The following is an 18,049-nucleotide window of genomic DNA, read 5'->3' as shown; positions in this document are numbered from 1 at the left end:
TCTTGTTTTTAACAGAATGTTACAGGTTTTTAACAAGTAATGACACAGAAAGATTAACGTAACGGAAATCCTTTCCCTGCCCACCAAGGGTGCATTTCAATAACCAAGCGACCAGCTTTAACCATAGGATCTAAATTTGCCAAACTATCTGCCATTTTTAGTGTTGGTGTATTATAAATAGTAATACCTAGAATATCGCTTTCGTCTCCAAAAGGTCCAGAAATATCAGCATAACCCATTTCATACATTTTACTTAAATGCGCTAAATGTGCTTCTTGAAGTTTTGCTGTTTCTTCTTCAGATTGATTTCGATTAGGTCCACTTTTTAAAAATGCTATAAAATATTGTTGCATAATAATCGTGTCATTAGTAGTTTCATCTATATAATCAAAAGTTTCAAATCCATCAGCTTTAAGTTGTTCTAATCTTTCTTTTACTGATATTTTTTGCTCAACAGTTATCTCATTTAATTCTGTTTCTTCTTTTACCTGTCTGCAAGAGCAAACTAAAAGTAATCCTATTAAAATAAGAGCTAGTTTTTTCATTATGTTAGTTTTATAATTTATCCCAAGTACTATATGGTTGTTTACTTAATTGTGAATTATAATATTTAATATCTCCCGTAACTTCTTTACCTAACCAATCAGGTTTTCTAAATGTTTCTGTCACGTCATTAAGTTCAATTTCGGCTATTATTAATCCTAAGTTATCACCAAAAAATTCATCAACTTCAAAAATATGTCTATCTACTACAATTTCATACCGTATTTTATCAATCATTCCTTTTTCGCAAAGCGGAAATAATGTTTCTGCGTCAGTTTTAGATATTTCCTTTTCCCATTCAAAACGTGACATCCCATCATTTGTAGATTGTCCTTTTACAGTTAAATAACCTTGTTCTCCTTTTAATCTTATACGAACCGTTCGCTCTTTATTTGTATTTAAAAATCCTTGAATAATTTTAGTTTTACGGATAGCATTAGTTTTAAAGGTAGTTGAATTTACTAAAAATTTACGTTCTATTTCTATCATAATATTTCTTGAAAAGACAAGAATCTTTTAATCAATTAAAATTATAAATTTACAGGATGTCTAGCGATTTACCAATTCGAAAAATTATTCATGTTGATATGGATGCATTTTATGCTTCTGTAGAGCAGTTAGACAATCCAGAACTAAGAGGGAAAGCACTGGCTGTTGGTGGTGGTGGTAAACGTGGTGTAGTAAGTGCCGCTAGTTATGAAGCTCGTAAATTTGGAGTGCGAAGTGCAATGAGTGGCATGCAAGCTAAACGTTTATGCCCGGAACTCATTTTTGTACGTCCCCATTTTGATAGGTATAATGAAATCTCAAAAGCTGTACGCAAAATTTTTTATGAATATACTGATTTGGTAGAACCTCTCTCTTTAGATGAAGCTTATTTGGATGTAACTGAAAATAAAAAAGGAAATCCAAGTGCATCTTTAATAGCTCAAGATATTCGTAATCAAATTTTTAATGAGTTAAATCTAACGGCTTCAGCTGGAATTTCTATTAATAAATTTATAGCTAAAATAGCTAGTGATTACAATAAACCTAATGGGCAAAAAACAGTGAGCCCTGAAGAAGTTATTGAATTTTTAGAAGCTTTAGATATTCGTAAGTTTTATGGCATCGGTAAAGTAACTGCCGAAAAAATGTATCAGCTAGGAATTTTTACTGGAAAAGATTTAAAGTCTAAGCCCCTTGAATTTCTAAAATCTCATTTTGGGAAATCTGGCAAGTATTATTATTACACTGTTAGAGGATTTCATAATAGTGAAGTAAAACCAAATAGAGTTAGGAAATCGTTGGCAGCAGAACGCACATTTAGTGATAATTTATCAAGTGAAGTTTTTATGCTTGAAAAGTTAGAACACATTGCTGAAGAAGTCACAAAACGTTTATCTAGAGGTAATGTATCTGGAAAAACAGTGACTCTTAAAATAAAATACAGTGACTTTTCATTGCAGACACGAAGCAAAACATTACCTTATTTTATTTCTAATAAAGATATTATTTTAAATACAGCCAAAGATTTATTATATCAAGAAAAAATGAAAAATTCTGTACGCTTATTAGGTATTTCCATTTCTAATTTAAATACAGAAGCTCCTACTAAACCTGCTGAAGAAAAAAGTGTAAGCGTTCAGTTAAAGTTTGGTTTTTAGAGTGTAACAAGAATTAAAAATTACAATTGTCAATTTGGGTAACGCGTAATGTATTAACCATCCCTTTATCTTGTATTGGCATTGCTGCAAGGCTAATAAGCATATCTCCCTCATTTAAATAACCTTTTTGGCAAGCAATTTTATTGACATCTTCAATAGTTTCATCTGTACTCACAAATTTGTCATAATAAAAAGCTTTTACACCCCAAAGTAAATTAAGTTGTGTAAGAATACGCTTGTTAGACGTAAATACTAAAATATGAGCTGATGGTCTCCAAGCCGATATTTGAAACGCTGTATAGCCACTATTAGTTAATGTAGAAATTGCTTCTGCACTAATTTCATTAGCCATTTGAGCTGCATGATAGCAAATAGATTTTGTGATATAGCGGTTTGTACGAATATGTGGTGGTAAATGTGGTACTTGAATAAGAGGAGAATCTTCTACACTTCTAATTATATTAGCCATTTGACGAATAACTTGTACCGGATATTTACCTACAGATGTTTCTCCAGAAAGCATTACAGCATCAGCACCATCCATTACAGAATTAGCCACATCATTAACTTCAGCTCTTGTTGGTGTTAAACTAGTAATCATTGTTTCCATCATTTGTGTGGCTATAATTACTGGGATTCTTGCTTTTTTAGCTCTAAGCACCAATTTTTTTTGAATTAAAGGCACTTCTTCTGCAGGGATTTCAACTCCTAAATCACCTCTTGCGACCATTAAAGCAGCGCAATAAGCTACAATTTTATCAATATTTTCTACTGCTTCAGGTTTTTCAATTTTTGCGATAATTGGAATTTTATGCTCACTATGTTCACTAATCAAATCTTGTAATTGTATTAAATCTTGAGCATGACGTACAAAAGATAATGCCATCCAATCTACTTTTTGTTCAATAGCAAAAATTGCATCTTTAATGTCTTTTTCTGTAAGTGCTGGTTGAGATATATTAGTGTTTGGAAGGTTAACTCCTTTTTTAGATTTTAAAGGACCTCCTTGAATTACTTTAGCTAAAACTTTAGTGTTTTTATCTGTTTTTACAACTTCAAATATAAGTTTACCGTCATCTAATAAAATGCGTTCTCCAGGGTTTACATCTTGAGGAAAGTTATCGTAATTCATATAAATACGATCTTTATTTCCTTTAAATTCTTGCCCTGTTATAAATGTAATTTGATCTCCTGGGTTAACAATAACTTCATGATCCATAACGCCAACACGTAATTTTGGACCTTGTAAGTCTGCTAAAATTGATACATTATGTCCTAACTCTTCATTAAGTTCTCTTATAATTTCGATACGCTTTTTTACATCAGCATAATCTGCATGAGAAAAATTGATGCGAAATACATTTACACCTTCTTCTATCATTGCTTTTAATACCTTTTTAGAACTAGTTGCAGGTCCTAAAGTGGCTACTATTTTTGTTTTTTTTCGTTTTAGTGGCATTAATTGAATATTAGATTATCTCTATATTTTAACTGTGTTACATCTATACTATAGATTGCTGCAATTTGAGGTATTTCCTGTATCTTACTAATAATCGCTTTTTCGTTTATAAAATTACCATCGCTAGTAATTTTTAATAAAAAATTCACATTTTTATATTCTGGAACTAGATTGTGAGTTCTTATAATTTTATTTGAAGCTGTAAATAATGATCCCGAACTGATTAAGCTATTTTCTTCTTTTTTACAAACATTAGATACTAAATTCCATGTTCTTAAATTATCCAAATCATTCCATTCAAAAATAGCATACGAAGATTCTATATATTTAAAATCCAAATCTTGAGGTTTGCGTTTTAAATTTATATTTAGATAGTAATTTAAAAGATAAGCTAAACGAAAATCTTCTATCGTACAATGGATAGCAAACAACGCGTAAGAATCATCAATAAAGTCGTCTACAATTAGTTTGTGTAACGCCATAATTATAAATTATGAAATGAGCCATAACAAATATTGAATGTCAATCGAAGTTAATAGCAAATTCATCTGACAAATAAAACAATTGAATAATGGCCTGATGAAATGTAAATATAATATATACCATTATACTTTACCAACTCTTTTTGTTATTCTTTAGTTAGTAAATGTTATACAAACGTTATGTTTTAAAGTATTTATACTCCAGCTTTATTCATTCTACCTTGAAAGGCAAAGAATGCTCGTTTTGAAGCTTTTTCTTCAGCTTTCTTTTTTGAAGTTGCTCTTGCTTTGGCGATTACCTTATTATTTATAGATAATTTTACTGAGAAATGTCTTAAGACATCATTTCCAGTATCTTCATATACATAATAATCAAACGATTTTTTTTCTTTTTGACACCATTCGATAAGTAAACTTTTATAACTAATTACTTTTCCTTCTAGTTTCTCAATATCTACATGTGGTAATATTACTTTATCATAGATAAATTTTTCGCAATACACATAGCCTCTATCTAAATAAATTGCTCCAACTAAAGCTTCAAATAAATTACCATGTATATTACTCCCAAAATTATTTTTATCAATTTTACTTTCTAAAAAATCAATAAGGTTTAATTCTTTTCCTAATTCGTTCAAATGCTCTCTACTTACAATTTTAGATCTCATTTTTGTTAAATATCCCTCATCTCCACCAGGAACTTCATTAAACAAATGTGTAGCTATAATAGCACTCAACATAGCGTCTCCAACAAATTCTAATCGTTCATAATTAATTGGAACTCCAGTTTGTTCATCTCGTTTATTCATCGATCTATGAGTAAACGCTTTTTTAAAATAAGTATCATCTTTAGGTTTAAAGCCTAATATCTTTTCAAGCTGAATAAAAAAATTCCCGTCTTTTTTAGAGCGGGAATTTAGTATGTTACGAATGAATCTCATTCGGGATTTAATCTATTTTTTTGAATAATACACAAGCGTTGTGACCGCCAAATCCAAACGTATTACTCATTGCAACTTTAACATCTCGCTTTTGAGCTTTGTTTAGTGTTAAATTTAATTCTGAATCTATTTTTTCATCAACCGTAGAGTGGTTGATTGTTGGAGGGACAATACCATGCTCTATAGATAATATAGACGCAATAGCTTCGATAGCTCCTGCAGCACCTAGTAGATGCCCTGTCATAGATTTTGTAGAATTAATATTGATATTTTTTGCATGACTACCAAAAACTTTAGATATCGCTTTTAACTCCGCTACATCACCTAACGGTGTAGAGGTTCCATGCGTATTAATCGCATCGACATCTTCAGGTTTAAGTCCTGCATTTTCTAAACAATTTTCCATTACAGCAATAACACCAATACCCTCTGGATGTGGAGCTGTCATATGATGTGCATCAGAAGATAAGCCTGCGCCAACAACTTCTGCATATATTTTTGCACCACGAGCTTTAGCATGCTCATATTCTTCAAGAATTAAAGCGCCAGCTCCTTCTCCTAATACAAATCCATCTCGATTAGCATCAAATGGTCTTGAGGCTGTTTCAGGGCTATCATTTCTTGTAGATAACGCATGCATTGCATTAAAACCTCCCATACCAGCAATTGTTACTGCTGCTTCACTTCCTCCAGTTACAATAATATCGCAATGCCCTAATCTAATATAATTTAAAGCATCGGTCATTGCATTGGCAGAAGAAGCACAAGCAGAAACTGTGGTATAATTAGGCCCCATAAATCCATTTTTAATAGATATATTACCTGGTGCAATATCTGCAATCATTTTTGGGATAAAGAACGGGTTAAATCTTGGAGTTCCATCACCATCAGCAAAATTTAATACCTCCTGCTGAAATGTTTCTAAACCACCAATACCTGCTCCCCAAATAACGCCTACTCGTAATTTATTAATCTCATCCAGATTAAGTTTTGAATCTGCTATAGCTTCATCTGAAGCAATCATAGCATATTGCGTAAACCTATCCATTTTACGGGCTTCTTTTCTATTAAGAAAATCTGCTACGTTAAAGTCTTTTAATTCGCAAGCGAATTTGGTCTTGAACTTTTCAGTATCAAAATAGGTTATAGGCGCAGCACCACTCTTACCATTAATAAGACCATCCCAATATTGTTCGATGGTATTACCAATTGGCGTTAAAGCACCCAGACCAGTAACTACAACTCGCTTAAGTTTCATAAAGTTATTTGCTTATTTTGCTTCTTCTATATAAGAAATTGCTTGACCTACTGTTGCAATGTTTTCAGCTTGATCGTCTGGGATTTGAATATCAAATTCTTTTTCAAATTCCATTATTAATTCTACAGTGTCTAATGAATCTGCTCCTAAGTCGTTAGTAAAGCTAGCTTCAGTTACAACTTCGTTTTCATCAACGCCTAATTTGTCTACGATAATCGCTTTTACTCTTGATGCAATGTCTGACATAATCTTTTAATTTTAAATTTTAATTAGGTGGCAAAAATAAAAAACTTTATTTTAAATCGCACCTTTACATTAAAAATGTGTTTGTAATTTAATAATTTTAAATATAAGTATTTGTTTTTTACTTCTATTTGTTAATAATTATTCTTTTTTTTGTCTGGACATCTAACATCATAAACCGTAAATGAAACGTATTGTAATTTTTGCTTCTGGAGGTGGAACTAATGCTGAAAATTTAATTAATTTTTTTCATAACAAAGATAATGCATCTGTTGTTCAAGTACTGACTAACAATCCTTTTGCCAAAGTCTTAGATAGATGTAAGCAACTTAAAGTAAGTGCTTTATCGTTTAATAAAATTGCATTTACACAAACAAACGATGTTTTAAATATTTTAAAAACTACACAACCAGATCTCATAATTCTCGCTGGGTTTTTATGGAAATTTCCTGAAAATATTTTAGCAGAATTTCCAAATAAAGTTATAAATATTCACCCTGCATTACTTCCAAAATATGGCGGAAAAGGCATGTATGGAATGAACGTTCATAAAGCAATTGTAAATAATAAAGAAACCGAAACTGGTATCACAATTCATTATGTAAATGAGAATTATGATGAAGGTGCTATTATTTTTCAAGCAAAATGCGTCGTAAAAACGCTAGATACAGCAGAAGACGTTGCTACAAAAATTCACGAATTAGAAATGAAATATTTTCCAGAAGTAGTAGAAAAACTTCTTCTCAAAGAAATTTAGATCTTAAATATTAAGAGGTTCTCATTTTCACGAGCATAACGATGTCAAAAAAGAAAAAGAAATATTATACTGTTTGGAAAGGGCATCATACTGGTGTTTTTGAATCTTGGAATGACTGTAAAGCTCAAATTAAAGATTTTCAAGGAGCTCAATACAAATCATTTGCAACTTTTGATGCTGCTAAAAAAGCATTTAAAGGTAACTACAGAGATTATATAGGAAAAGATAAATCTTTTAAAAGTGAACTTAGTGCGCTTCAACTTAAAAAAATAGGGCAACCTAATTATAATTCCATTTCTGTAGACGCAGCATCTAGTGGAAATCCTGGCAAAATGGAATATCGTGGAGTAGATACTAAAAGTAAAAAGCAATTATTTCTTCAAGGTCCTTTTGAAGAAGGCACTAATAATATTGGAGAATTTTTAGCTTTAGTACATGGCTTAGCGTTTTTAAAACAACATAATAGTGATCGTATTCTTTATACCGATTCTAAAACAGCGATGAGCTGGGTTCGCAAAAAAATGTGTAATTCTAAATTAAAGCGCAATACTAAAAATAAAGCTCTTTTTGATTTAGTAGACAGAGCTACTCTTTGGCTTAAAGAAAATAATTATACAACAACAATCGTAAAATGGGAGACCAAAGCTTGGGGTGAAATTCCAGCAGATTTTGGTAGAAAATAATCTTTTTCTCTTTGCAAAAAAATCTCAATCACTCACATCTTAATTCTAAGCAAAACTTTAGCTTATATATAATTAATCATACTATCTTTGCAAAAAATTCACTTTTATAATGAGTAAATTAGTTATTGTTGGTACTGTTGCTTTTGATGCTATCGAAACCCCTTTTGGAAAAACAGATAAAATTCTTGGAGGCGCGGCAACTTATATAAGCTTAGCCGCTTCTCAATTTAATGTAGATTCTGCTATAGTTTCAATAGTAGGTGGTGATTTTCCAGAAGAACATTTAAATTTACTTTCAGGAAAAAGCATAGACCTTTCTGGAGTTGAAATCGTTAAAGACGGAAAAACATTTTTCTGGAGTGGTTTGTATCATAATGATATGAATTCGCGTGATACACTAGCAACTGAGCTAAATGTTCTTGCAGATTTTAATCCTGTTGTTCCAAAAGATTATAGAGATGCAGAAGTTGTGATGTTAGGTAATTTACATCCAATTGTACAAAGTGGTGTTTTAGATCAGATGACTTCAACTCCAAAATTAGTAGTTCTAGATACTATGAATTTTTGGATGGATAGTGCTTTAGAAGATTTACATAACGTTATAAAACGTGTAGATGTTATTACTATAAATGATGAAGAAGCAAGGCAACTAACCGGAGAATATTCTTTAGTTGTAGCTGCAAGGAAAATACATGAAATGGGGCCAAAATATGTAGTTATAAAAAAAGGAGAACACGGTGCTTTATTATTTAATAATGATGATGTATTTTATGCTCCTGCTTTACCTTTAGAAGAAGTGTTTGATCCAACAGGAGCTGGAGATACATTTGCAGGAGGGTTTACTGGGTATTTAGCAAGAACTAATGATTTCTCATTTGAGAATATGAAAAACGCTGTTATTTATGGATCAACACTAGCATCATTTTGCGTTGAAAAATTTGGAACTCAACGCATGGAACAGCTTTCAAGTGAGGAAATGCATAAACGTTTGCAACAGTTTAAAGATTTAACACAATTTGAAATAGAATTATCATAAAAAACGCGCTCAGAATTTGAGTGCGTTTTCAATTTATAAACAACACAACAATGAGTGATGCTTTAAAACATGAGTGTGGGATTGCACTTGTTAGACTTTTAAAACCATTAGAATACTATAAAGAAAAATATGGTAGTGCATTTTATGGTGTAAATAAAATGTATTTAATGATGGAAAAACAGCATAACCGTGGGCAAGATGGCGCTGGATTTGCAAGCATTAAGTTAGATACCAAGCCTGGGCAACGCTATATAAGTAGAGTTCGCTCTGTAGAGCAACAACCTATTCAAGATATATTTGCACAAATAAATGAGCGAATTAATACTGAGCTTACTAATCATCCTGAATATGCAGATAATGTCGCTTTACAAAAAGAAAACATTCCTTATATAGGAGAACTTTTATTAGGTCATGTACGCTATGGTACCTTTGGGAAAAATAGTGTAGAAAGTGTACATCCTTTTTTAAGACAGAATAATTGGATGCACAGAAATCTTATTATGGCTGGAAACTTTAATATGACTAATGTTAAAGAACTCTTTAGTAATCTTATTGAACTAGGTCAGCATCCAAAAGAGTATACTGACACTATTACAATAATGGAAAAAATAGGTCACTTTTTAGATGATGCTGTAAGTAAAATATATAAAGATCTTAAAAAAGAAGGTTATAATAAACATCAAGCGTCTCCTCTTATTGCAGAACGCCTCAATATTGCCAAAATATTAAGACGAGCAGCCAAAAACTGGGATGGTGGTTATGCTATGGCAGGACTTATGGGACATGGCGATTCTTTTGTACTTAGAGATCCCGCAGGAATACGACCTACCTATTATTATAAGGATGATGAAGTTGTAGTTGTTGCTTCAGAGCGCCCTGTTATTCAAACCGTTTTTAATGTAAATTATGATGATGTTAAAGAATTAGATCCAGGACATGCTATTATTACTAAGAAATCTGGAGAAGTACTTATTAAACAAATTTTAGAGCCTTTAGAACGAAAAGCATGTTCTTTTGAGCGTATATATTTTTCTAGAGGAAGCGATACAGAAATTTATAAAGAGCGTAAATTATTAGGTAAATTAATTATGCCTAAAGTAATGAACGTCATAAATAATGATATAGAAAATTCTGTATTTTCTTATATCCCTAATACAGCAGAAACTTCTTTTTTTGGAATGACAGAGACTGTTGAAGATTTATTAAATGAGCAAAAAACAGCAGCGATACTTAATGGAAAAGGTGAGTTGTCATCTAGTCGAGTTACTGAAATATTATCAACACGCCCTCGTATTGAAAAAATAGCAATCAAGGATGTTAAATTAAGAACGTTTATTACTGAAGATAGTAGTAGAGATGATTTAGTTGCTCATGTTTATGACGTAACTTATGGTGTTATAAAACCTACCGATAACTTAGTAATTATAGACGATAGTATTGTTAGAGGAACTACTTTAAAAATGAGTATTCTAAAAATGATGGATCGTTTAAATCCTAAAAAGATTGTCGTTGTATCTTCAGCTCCACAAATTCGCTATCCAGATTGCTATGGTATTGATATGGCGCGGTTAGAAGGGTTAGTCGCTTTTAGAGCTGCTCTTGCATTATTAAAAGATAACGGCAACTATGCGTTAGTTGAAGAGGTTTACAGGAAATGTAAAGCACAAGTAGACTTAGAGGATAAAGATGTTCAAAATTTTGTAAAAGAAATCTATGATGGATTTACAGATGAACAAATTTCTGATAAAATCTCAGAATTATTAAGTGACGAATCTATAAATGCAGAGGTGAAAATTATATTTCAATCTGTTGAAAATTTACATATAGCTTGTCCTAAAAATTTAGGAGATTGGTACTTTACAGGAGATTACCCAACTGTTGGAGGCAACAGAGTTGTTAATAAAGCTTTCATTAATTTTTATGAAGGAAATGACGAAAGAGCATACTAGTTTAAAAATCTTAATATATTTTTAATTTTTTAACATTTAAACTAAAATAAGTGCATTTCATCTAATATTTATACGTTTTATAGAAAAAGCGTAGTAGCTTAGCATCACCATAACATAAGTAGGTTAAGTTCATGGTAGATTTGGGGCAAAAAAGGTGAACTCTCGTTCACCTTTTTTATTTTTTCATTTTTTATCTTCTTTTAAAAACTTCATTTTCAAGCCTTAATAATTAGCTTAGACTAATTTTTAAGTAGTTAATCTAATAAATAAAATAATTTAAATAAAACAACGTTATATTCGTATCACCATAACATAAGTAGGTTAAGTTTATGGTAGATTTGGGGCAAAAAAGGTGAACGAGAGTTCACCTTTTTTATTACACAATACTTTAGTTTTTTGTAATAAAAAAGCATCTATTTTAAGTAGATGCTTAATATTATCAATCTTTATTTTAAATTTTATTTTGCTTCAGCATAACGTCTTTCAACTTCATTCCAATTAATCACATTAAAAAATGCATTAATATAATCCGGACGACGATTCTGATAATTTAAGTAATAGGCATGCTCCCAAACATCTAATCCTAAAATTGGAGTACCTCCACAGCCAACACTTGGCATTAATGGGTTGTCTTGATTTGGCGTAGAGCATACTTCTACTCTTCCGCCTTCATGTACACACAACCAAGCCCAACCAGAACCAAATCTAGTAGCTGCAGCTTTACTAAAAGCGTCTTTAAAAGTATCAACATCACCGTAAGCTGCTTCAATAGCATCTTTTAATTCTCCCGACAAACGTCCTTTACCTTCCGGATTCATTACTTCCCAAAATAAAGAGTGATTATAAAATCCGCCTCCATTATTTCTTACCGCCCCATTAGACATATCAAGGTTTTTTAAAATATCTTCAATAGACTTATTTTCTAAATCTGTTCCAGAAATAGCATTATTTAAATTATTTGTATATCCGTTGTGGTGTTTAGAATGGTGGATCTCCATCGTGCGTGCATCAATATGAGGTTCTAAAGCATCGTAGGCATATTTTAATTGTGGTAATTCAAAAGCCATAATATTTATGTTTAATTATTAATATTTTAATTTCTTTCAAATTTACGATAAAGCTTTAAAATTTACCTTAATAAGTTATTAAGATTACTTATTTTGGTATAAAATTTTTCTTTCTTGAATTCTACCACATTCAATATTTATAATGCTTCCGCTGGAAGTGGTAAAACATATACCATAGTAAAAGAGTATTTAAAAATTTGTTTTAGCTCTACTTACAAAGAACCCTACAAGCATATTTTAGCAATTACTTTTACAAATAAAGCTGTTGCAGAAATGAAAGAACGTATTATTAATACACTAAAAACATTTGCTACTGAAGCTATTTTAGAATCGTCTGACGATATGTTTTTAGAATTATGTAAAGAATTAAATATTGAAGCAAAAACACTGCATCAAAAATCAAAAACTCTTTTAAACAATATTGTTCATAATTATGCTGCATTTGATATTTCTACGATCGATAAATTTACTCAAAAACTAATTAGAACTTTCGCATTCGATTTACAAATTCCAATAAATTTCGAAGTTGAATTAGATACTGATATGCTTTTAAAAGAAGCTGTAGATGCTTTAATAGCTAATGCAGGTAAAGATAAAATACTCACTAAGGTTTTAGTGGATTTTGCAATTGAAAAAGCTGATGATGATAAAAGTTGGGATGTCTCTTACGATTTTAATAAAATAGCTCAGCTTCTTGTTAGTGAAAATGACATTCCATTTATAAGTGCTTTAAAAAATAAAACTCCTGAAGATTTTAAAGCCCTAAAAAACACTCTTAAACAATATATTATTTCTTCTGAAAGAACAATTGTTGAAAAATCTAACGATGTATTAACTTTAATTGAAGAATGTGGTTTACAATACAATGATTTTTCTGGAAGTTATCTTCCTAAACATTTTAATAATCTAGCAAACAAAAAATTTAATATCAATTTTGAAGCTAAGTGGCAGGAAGATATTGAAAATAAAGTTCTATATCCTAAACGAGTAGAAAATAATATCGCCTCTGTTATAGAAGAAATTCAATCACAATTAACCTCTGCTTTTAATGAAACCAAAGCATTAGTGTTTCAGTATCGTTTTTTTAATGTGTTCTATAAAAATGTGACACCATTATCTGTTATAAGTGCTATAAACAAAGAGATTAATATAATAAAACAAGATAGAAATCTAATATTAATTTCAGAGTTTAATGCTATTATTAGTGAGCAGATAAAAGATCAGCCCACTCCTTTTATTTATGAGCGTATAGGCGAGAAGTTCAAACATTATTTTATAGATGAGTTTCAAGATACTTCTGTATTACAATGGGAGAATTTAATCCCTCTTTTAGATAATTCTCTCTCCGGAGAGCAAACTAGTGTTACTTTAGTAGGCGATGCAAAACAAGCTATTTATAGGTGGCGAGGTGGGAAAGCAGAACAATTTATAGGTTTATATGAACATGACAATCCTTTTTTTATAGAAAAACAAAATAAACAACTTCCTAATAATTATAGGAGTTACTCACAAATAGTTAATTTTAATAATCAATTTTTTAAAACATTATCTGGTTTTGCATTTAGTGATAGTGTTTATGAGAATTTATATCAACAAAGTTCTCAAAACATAAAAAAAGATAAGGAAGGGTATGTAAATATTTCGTTTTTAAATATTGAAAAAGAAGATAACAAAGATCTTTTATATTCTCAAAAAGTAGTAGAAACTATTGAAGAATGTTTGTCCAATGGATTTCAACTTAAAGATATTACCATACTCGTTAGGAAGAAAAAAGAAGGTGTTGCTATTGCTAATTATTTAACAGATGAAGTTGGAATAGATATTATCTCATCCGAAACATTATTAATTTCAAACTCTCCTGAGGTTAGTTTTATTATTAACCTATTAAAATTTTTATTTCGACCTAAAGACAATGAAATAAAAATTTTACTTCTTAAGTATTTAGCCAATCATAAATTTAATATTACAGATAAACATCATTTTTATAGTGCACATATTAATTTAGAAATTAAAATATTATTTGATAAACTTAAGGATTATGGTATTAGTTTTAATTATAACGAAGCATTGCAATTACCATTATATGAAACTATAGAAGCCATTATTCAATCATTTCATCTTGTTAAGGCTTCTGATGCTTATGTTCAGTTTTTCTTGGATGTTGTTTTAGACTACTCTCAAAAACATTTATCAAGTATCTTGGACTTCGTTGATTATTTTGAATCTAAAAAAGATAGCTTAAGTATTGTATCGCCCGAAGGAAATAATGCGATACAAATTATGACCATTCATAAAGCCAAAGGGTTGGAGTTTCCTATAGTGATTTTTCCTTATGCCGATCTAGATATTTATCGAGAACGTGAGCCAAAAGAATGGTTACCTATAAATCCTGAAGATTATAATGGGTTTACCAATGCATTTTTAAATTACTCTAAAGATTTTGAAAATTATGGGGATCATGGTCAGCAAATTTATGAAAAACATCAAGCTGAATTAGAGCTCGATAATATTAATTTACTCTATGTTGCTCTAACTCGAGCTATCGAGCAATTATTTATTATTAGTAGCCGTCCTTCAAAAGAAGGCAATTTAAAATTATATTCTGGACTGTTTATTAATTATTTAAAGCATATAGGGGAATGGAATGATAATACTACTTCTTTCTGTTTTGGAAGCTCTAAAAAAGAATCTGTTTCTGAGAAATCATTTAATAATACTATTGAGCAAAAGCTATTTATTTCGACTCCTAAAAAAGATCACAATATTAAGATAGTAACCAGTTCAGGTTATTTATGGGACACTAACCAGCAAGAAGCCATTGAAAAAGGAAATTTGATTCATCATATTATGTCAAAAATTAAGACTGAAATTGATATTGATATGACTTTTAATTCATTTTTAAATTCTGGTTTTATAAATGCAAGACAATTTCAATCTCTTAAAAAAATTGTTATTAATATTGCTCAGCACCCCGAATTAAAAGATTATTTTAATTCAAATTATACCATTTATAATGAAAAGGATATTATAACTAAAACGGGAGTGAGTTTACGTCCTGATCGACTAGTTATAAACGATAAAAATGAAGTAATAATTATAGATTACAAAACAGGATTATCAAACCCAAAATACCAAGAACAGCTACAAGATTATCAAGATGCACTTGAAGATATGGGGTTTATAGTTATAAAAAAAGTACTTATTTATATAAATGATTCATTAGAAATAAAAGAAGTTTAAATTTGCAAAAAACAATATAATGTACGGTAATATAAAACAATATTTACAAAACGAAATTCAAAACATAAAAGATAACGGGCTTTATAAAGAAGAACGTGTCATAACCTCTGCTCAAGAAGCCGAAATCACTTTAAATACAGGCGAAACAGTACTTAATTTTTGTGCTAATAATTATTTAGGATTATCCTCACACCCAGAAGTTGTTCAAGCAGCAAAAGATACTATGGACACACATGGGTTTGGAATGTCGTCAGTAAGATTTATTTGCGGAACTCAAGATATTCATAAAAAACTAGAGCAAACTATTGCAGATTTTTACGAAACTGAAGATACTATTTTATATGCTGCTGCTTTTGATGCAAACGGTGGTGTTTTCGAGCCTTTGTTAACAGCCGAAGATGCTATAATATCAGACTCTTTAAATCATGCTTCAATAATTGATGGAGTGCGTTTATGTAAAGCTGCACGTTATCGTTATCAAAATGGAGATATGGATGGTCTCGAAAAACAATTACAGGAAGCCAATGCTAATGGAGCTCGATTTAAAATAATTGTTACAGATGGTGTGTTTTCTATGGATGGGTTAGTAGCTCCTTTAGACAAAATTTGTGATCTAGCAGATAAATACGACGCTTTAGTAATGGTAGACGAATGTCATGCTGCTGGGTTTATAGGTAAAACTGGTCGTGGTACACTAGAAGAAAAAGATGTAATGGGTCGTGTAGATATTATTACTGGTACTTTAGGTAAAGCTCTTGGAGGTGCCATGGGTGGGTATACTACCGGTAAAAAAGAAATTATAGATATATTACGTCAACGCTCTAGACCTTATCTGTTTTCAAACTCTTTAGCTCCTGCAATAGTTGGTGCTTCTATAAAAGTATTTGAGTTACTTAAAAACGACACAACTTTAAGAGATCAAGTAGAGTCGAATACCAATTATTTTAAAACTGAAATGAAAAAAGCAGGCTTTGATATTGTAGATGGAGATTCTGCTATAGTACCAGTAATGCTTTATGACGCAAAACTTTCTCAAACAATGGCTAATATGCTTTTAGAAGAAGGTATTTACGTAATTGGATTCTTTTTTCCAGTAGTTCCAAAAGATAAAGCAAGAATAAGAGTACAACTATCTGCAGCTCATACAAAAGAGCATTTAGATAAGGCTATCAAGAGCTTTATTAGTGTTGGTAAACATTTACAAATTATTTGAAAATAATTTTGCGAGTTATATTTTACTAAAAAAAAGTTAATATTTTACTATATTTGGTTTTGTTAATAATATTTAACATCTTACTTTTGCTTTTAATTAACACTAAAATAAAAACTAACAATATGAAAAATCTTAGCAAACTATTGCTTATTTTATTTATAACAATGAGTTTTAGCAATTTGAATGCGCAGGATAAAAACAATCCTTGGGCTATAGGCATTGGTACAAATGCTGTAGACTTTTTCCCTACGGGAAATGATTCTCCTTTCAGTGAAGGGCTTTTTGATGACTTCTTTGGGTTTGATAATTACAATTTTGTGTCTTCTGTTACTACAGTTTCTGTTTCTAGATATATAAGTGATGGTTTCTCTTTTGGGATAATGGGATCTTATAATTTAATAGAAAACTTTGGAGAATTACCAGTTGATGATTTAACTTATTTTGGTTTAGACGGAACATTCTTCTTTAATTTTTCAGAAATAATTAATTTAGGAATTCTTGAACCATATATAGGGCTTGGATCTGGGTTTACTTGGGTTGATGATATTGGATCTGGAACTTTAAATGGTACCCTTGGATTAAATTTCCGTTTAAGTGACAAAGTTGGTTTTAATGTACAGACATCTTATAAAAATTCTTATGATGCAAGTCGTTTAGCAGATCATTTTCAACATTCTGTTGGGCTTAATTTTAAATTTGGTGGTAAAGATACAGATGGTGATGGTATTTATGATAAAAACGATGCCTGCCCAGATGTTCCTGGGTTAGCAGAGTTTAATGGTTGTCCTGATTCTGATGGGGATGGCATTCAAGATTCTAAAGATACTTGCCCTAACGAAGCTGGTTTAGCAGAGTTTAACGGTTGCCCAGATTCTGATGGGGATGGTATTGCAGACAACAAAGATAATTGCCCTAATGTAGCTGGATTAAAATCATTAAATGGTTGTCCTGATGCTGATGGGGATGGTGTTACTGATGCTAGCGATAATTGTCCTAATGAAGCTGGACCATCTGCAAACAATGGTTGTCCTTGGCCAGATTCTGATGGTGATGGTGTTTTAGATAAAGATGATCAATGTCCTAATGAAGTTGGTACTGTTGCAAATAATGGTTGTCCAGAAGTTGTAGTTCCTACTGAGGAAGTACAAAAGCAATTAACAGAATATGCTAGAACAATTAACTTTAATTCAAGTAGATCTACTTTTAAAGATGATGCTTTCCCAACATTACAAGCAATTACAGCAATTTTAAAAGAATATCCTAAAGCTAATTTTAGAATAGAAGGTCATACCGATAGCACTGGTAGTGAAACAGGTAATCAAAAATTATCTGAAGCTAGAGCTAAGGCTGTATTAGATTATTTAGTAACAAATGGTATTTCTTCAAACAGATTAACCTCTCAAGGTTATGGTCAAGGTTCTCCAATTGAAACTAATAAAACTAGAGCTGGTAGAGCTGCTAACAGACGTGTTGAAGTAAAACTTGTAAACTAAGTTTAAAAGCAACTTTAATAAATAATATAAAATAGAAAA

General features: G+C 30.9%; 16 protein-coding genes. 8 read left to right on the top strand and 8 right to left on the bottom strand.

Annotation, left to right across the window (positions count from 1 at the left end; genetic code table 11):
- Positions 1-53: 53 nt before the first annotated feature.
- Both D1817_02220 and D1817_02215 read right to left on the bottom strand, forming a co-directional pair.
- Positions 54-545, bottom strand: coding sequence for a hypothetical protein (locus D1817_02220; protein ID AXT18721.1), 492 nt, complete (start codon positions 543-545; stop codon positions 54-56).
- A gap of 10 nt (positions 546-555) precedes the next feature.
- Complete coding sequence (locus D1817_02215; protein ID AXT18720.1) at positions 556-1,032, bottom strand: CYTH domain-containing protein; 477 nt, start codon at positions 1,030-1,032, stop codon at positions 556-558.
- A gap of 56 nt (positions 1,033-1,088) precedes the next feature.
- On the opposite strand from D1817_02215, the gene D1817_02210 reads away from it, so the two are divergent.
- A complete protein-coding gene (locus tag D1817_02210) occupies positions 1,089-2,189 on the top strand; it encodes a DNA polymerase IV (protein AXT18719.1) in 1,101 nt (366 codons plus the stop codon).
- Between the two features lie 13 nt (positions 2,190-2,202).
- Here D1817_02210 and pyk read toward each other — a convergent pair whose 3' ends face one another.
- The 5 genes from pyk to D1817_02185 form a co-directional block, all read right to left on the bottom strand.
- Positions 2,203-3,648 (bottom strand): pyruvate kinase, encoded by a 1,446-nt coding sequence (gene pyk, locus D1817_02205; protein AXT18718.1) that lies wholly within the window; start codon positions 3,646-3,648, stop codon positions 2,203-2,205.
- The gene (locus tag D1817_02200) at positions 3,648-4,130 is read right to left on the bottom strand and encodes an IPExxxVDY family protein (protein AXT18717.1); all 483 of its coding nucleotides are present in this window, start codon (positions 4,128-4,130) and stop codon (positions 3,648-3,650) included. The genes pyk and D1817_02200 overlap by 1 nt, the downstream gene beginning before the upstream one ends.
- Positions 4,131-4,324: 194 nt before the next feature.
- Complete coding sequence (rnc, locus tag D1817_02195; protein ID AXT18716.1) at positions 4,325-5,071, bottom strand: ribonuclease III; 747 nt, start codon at positions 5,069-5,071, stop codon at positions 4,325-4,327.
- Positions 5,072-5,078: 7 nt separating this feature from the next.
- Complete coding sequence (fabF, locus tag D1817_02190) at positions 5,079-6,329, bottom strand: beta-ketoacyl-[acyl-carrier-protein] synthase II (GenBank protein ID AXT18715.1); 1,251 nt, start codon at positions 6,327-6,329, stop codon at positions 5,079-5,081.
- Between the two features lie 12 nt (positions 6,330-6,341).
- Positions 6,342-6,575 (bottom strand): acyl carrier protein, encoded by a 234-nt coding sequence (locus D1817_02185; GenBank protein ID AXT18714.1) that lies wholly within the window; start codon positions 6,573-6,575, stop codon positions 6,342-6,344.
- A 181-nt stretch (positions 6,576-6,756) separates the two neighbouring features.
- Here D1817_02185 and D1817_02180 point away from each other — a divergent pair, with 181 nt between their 5' ends.
- The 4 genes from D1817_02180 (at position 6,757) to D1817_02165 (ending at position 10,997) form a co-directional block, all read left to right on the top strand.
- On the top strand, positions 6,757-7,329 hold the full coding sequence (locus D1817_02180; GenBank protein AXT18713.1) for a phosphoribosylglycinamide formyltransferase: 573 nt from the start codon (positions 6,757-6,759) through the stop codon (positions 7,327-7,329).
- A 41-nt stretch (positions 7,330-7,370) separates the two neighbouring features.
- Positions 7,371-8,012 carry a ribonuclease H gene (locus D1817_02175; GenBank protein ID AXT18712.1) on the top strand — a complete coding sequence of 214 codons (642 nt, stop codon included), beginning with the start codon at positions 7,371-7,373 and terminating at the stop codon, positions 8,010-8,012.
- 109 nt (positions 8,013-8,121) lie between these two features.
- Positions 8,122-9,048, top strand: a complete 927-nt coding sequence (locus tag D1817_02170) for a sugar kinase (GenBank protein AXT18711.1) — start codon at positions 8,122-8,124, stop codon at positions 9,046-9,048.
- 50 nt (positions 9,049-9,098) lie between these two features.
- Positions 9,099-10,997, top strand: coding sequence for an amidophosphoribosyltransferase (locus tag D1817_02165; GenBank protein AXT18710.1), 1,899 nt, complete (start codon positions 9,099-9,101; stop codon positions 10,995-10,997).
- 458 nt (positions 10,998-11,455) lie between these two features.
- Here D1817_02165 and D1817_02160 read toward each other — a convergent pair whose 3' ends face one another.
- Positions 11,456-12,064, bottom strand: a complete 609-nt coding sequence (locus D1817_02160) for a superoxide dismutase (protein ID AXT18709.1) — start codon at positions 12,062-12,064, stop codon at positions 11,456-11,458.
- Between the two features lie 114 nt (positions 12,065-12,178).
- Between D1817_02160 and D1817_02155 the strand changes: the two genes are divergently transcribed.
- From D1817_02155 to D1817_02145, 3 genes are all read left to right on the top strand, one after another.
- Positions 12,179-15,304, top strand: coding sequence for a DNA helicase UvrD (locus D1817_02155; protein AXT18708.1), 3,126 nt, complete (start codon positions 12,179-12,181; stop codon positions 15,302-15,304).
- A 19-nt stretch (positions 15,305-15,323) separates the two neighbouring features.
- A complete protein-coding gene (gene kbl, locus D1817_02150; GenBank protein ID AXT18707.1) occupies positions 15,324-16,517 on the top strand; it encodes a glycine C-acetyltransferase in 1,194 nt (397 codons plus the stop codon).
- A 122-nt stretch (positions 16,518-16,639) separates the two neighbouring features.
- A complete protein-coding gene (locus tag D1817_02145; protein AXT18706.1) occupies positions 16,640-18,010 on the top strand; it encodes an OmpA family protein in 1,371 nt (456 codons plus the stop codon).
- Positions 18,011-18,049: the final 39 nt, after the last annotated feature.

This window comes from Flavobacteriaceae bacterium, from assembly GCA_003443635.1.
In the GTDB taxonomy this organism is placed as follows: Bacteria; Bacteroidota; Bacteroidia; order Flavobacteriales; family Flavobacteriaceae; genus AU392.
Note: the sequence above shows the minus strand (reverse complement) of the source record. Positions and strands in the feature narration are given on the sequence as shown.

Bases quoted from the DNA above. Each gene is read 5' to 3' on its own strand.
- D1817_02170 (AXT18711.1), top strand. From the start codon at position 8,122: ATGAGTAAATTAGTTATTGTTGGTACTGTTGCTTTTGATGCTATCGAA.
- D1817_02160 (AXT18709.1), bottom strand. From the start codon at position 12,064: ATGGCTTTTGAATTACCACAATTAAAATATGCCTACGATGCTTTAGAA.
- pyk (AXT18718.1), bottom strand. From the start codon at position 3,648: ATGCCACTAAAACGAAAAAAAACAAAAATAGTAGCCACTTTAGGACCT.
- D1817_02165 (AXT18710.1), top strand. From the start codon at position 9,099: ATGAGTGATGCTTTAAAACATGAGTGTGGGATTGCACTTGTTAGACTT.
- D1817_02175 (AXT18712.1), top strand. From the start codon at position 7,371: ATGTCAAAAAAGAAAAAGAAATATTATACTGTTTGGAAAGGGCATCAT.
- D1817_02220 (AXT18721.1), bottom strand. From the start codon at position 545: ATGAAAAAACTAGCTCTTATTTTAATAGGATTACTTTTAGTTTGCTCT.
- D1817_02180 (AXT18713.1), top strand. From the start codon at position 6,757: ATGAAACGTATTGTAATTTTTGCTTCTGGAGGTGGAACTAATGCTGAA.
- rnc (AXT18716.1), bottom strand. From the start codon at position 5,071: ATGAGATTCATTCGTAACATACTAAATTCCCGCTCTAAAAAAGACGGG.
- D1817_02145 (AXT18706.1), top strand. From the start codon at position 16,640: ATGAAAAATCTTAGCAAACTATTGCTTATTTTATTTATAACAATGAGT.
- D1817_02215 (AXT18720.1), bottom strand. From the start codon at position 1,032: ATGATAGAAATAGAACGTAAATTTTTAGTAAATTCAACTACCTTTAAA.
- fabF (AXT18715.1), bottom strand. From the start codon at position 6,329: ATGAAACTTAAGCGAGTTGTAGTTACTGGTCTGGGTGCTTTAACGCCA.
- D1817_02185 (AXT18714.1), bottom strand. From the start codon at position 6,575: ATGTCAGACATTGCATCAAGAGTAAAAGCGATTATCGTAGACAAATTA.
- D1817_02200 (AXT18717.1), bottom strand. From the start codon at position 4,130: ATGGCGTTACACAAACTAATTGTAGACGACTTTATTGATGATTCTTAC.
- D1817_02210 (AXT18719.1), top strand. From the start codon at position 1,089: ATGTCTAGCGATTTACCAATTCGAAAAATTATTCATGTTGATATGGAT.
- kbl (AXT18707.1), top strand. From the start codon at position 15,324: ATGTACGGTAATATAAAACAATATTTACAAAACGAAATTCAAAACATA.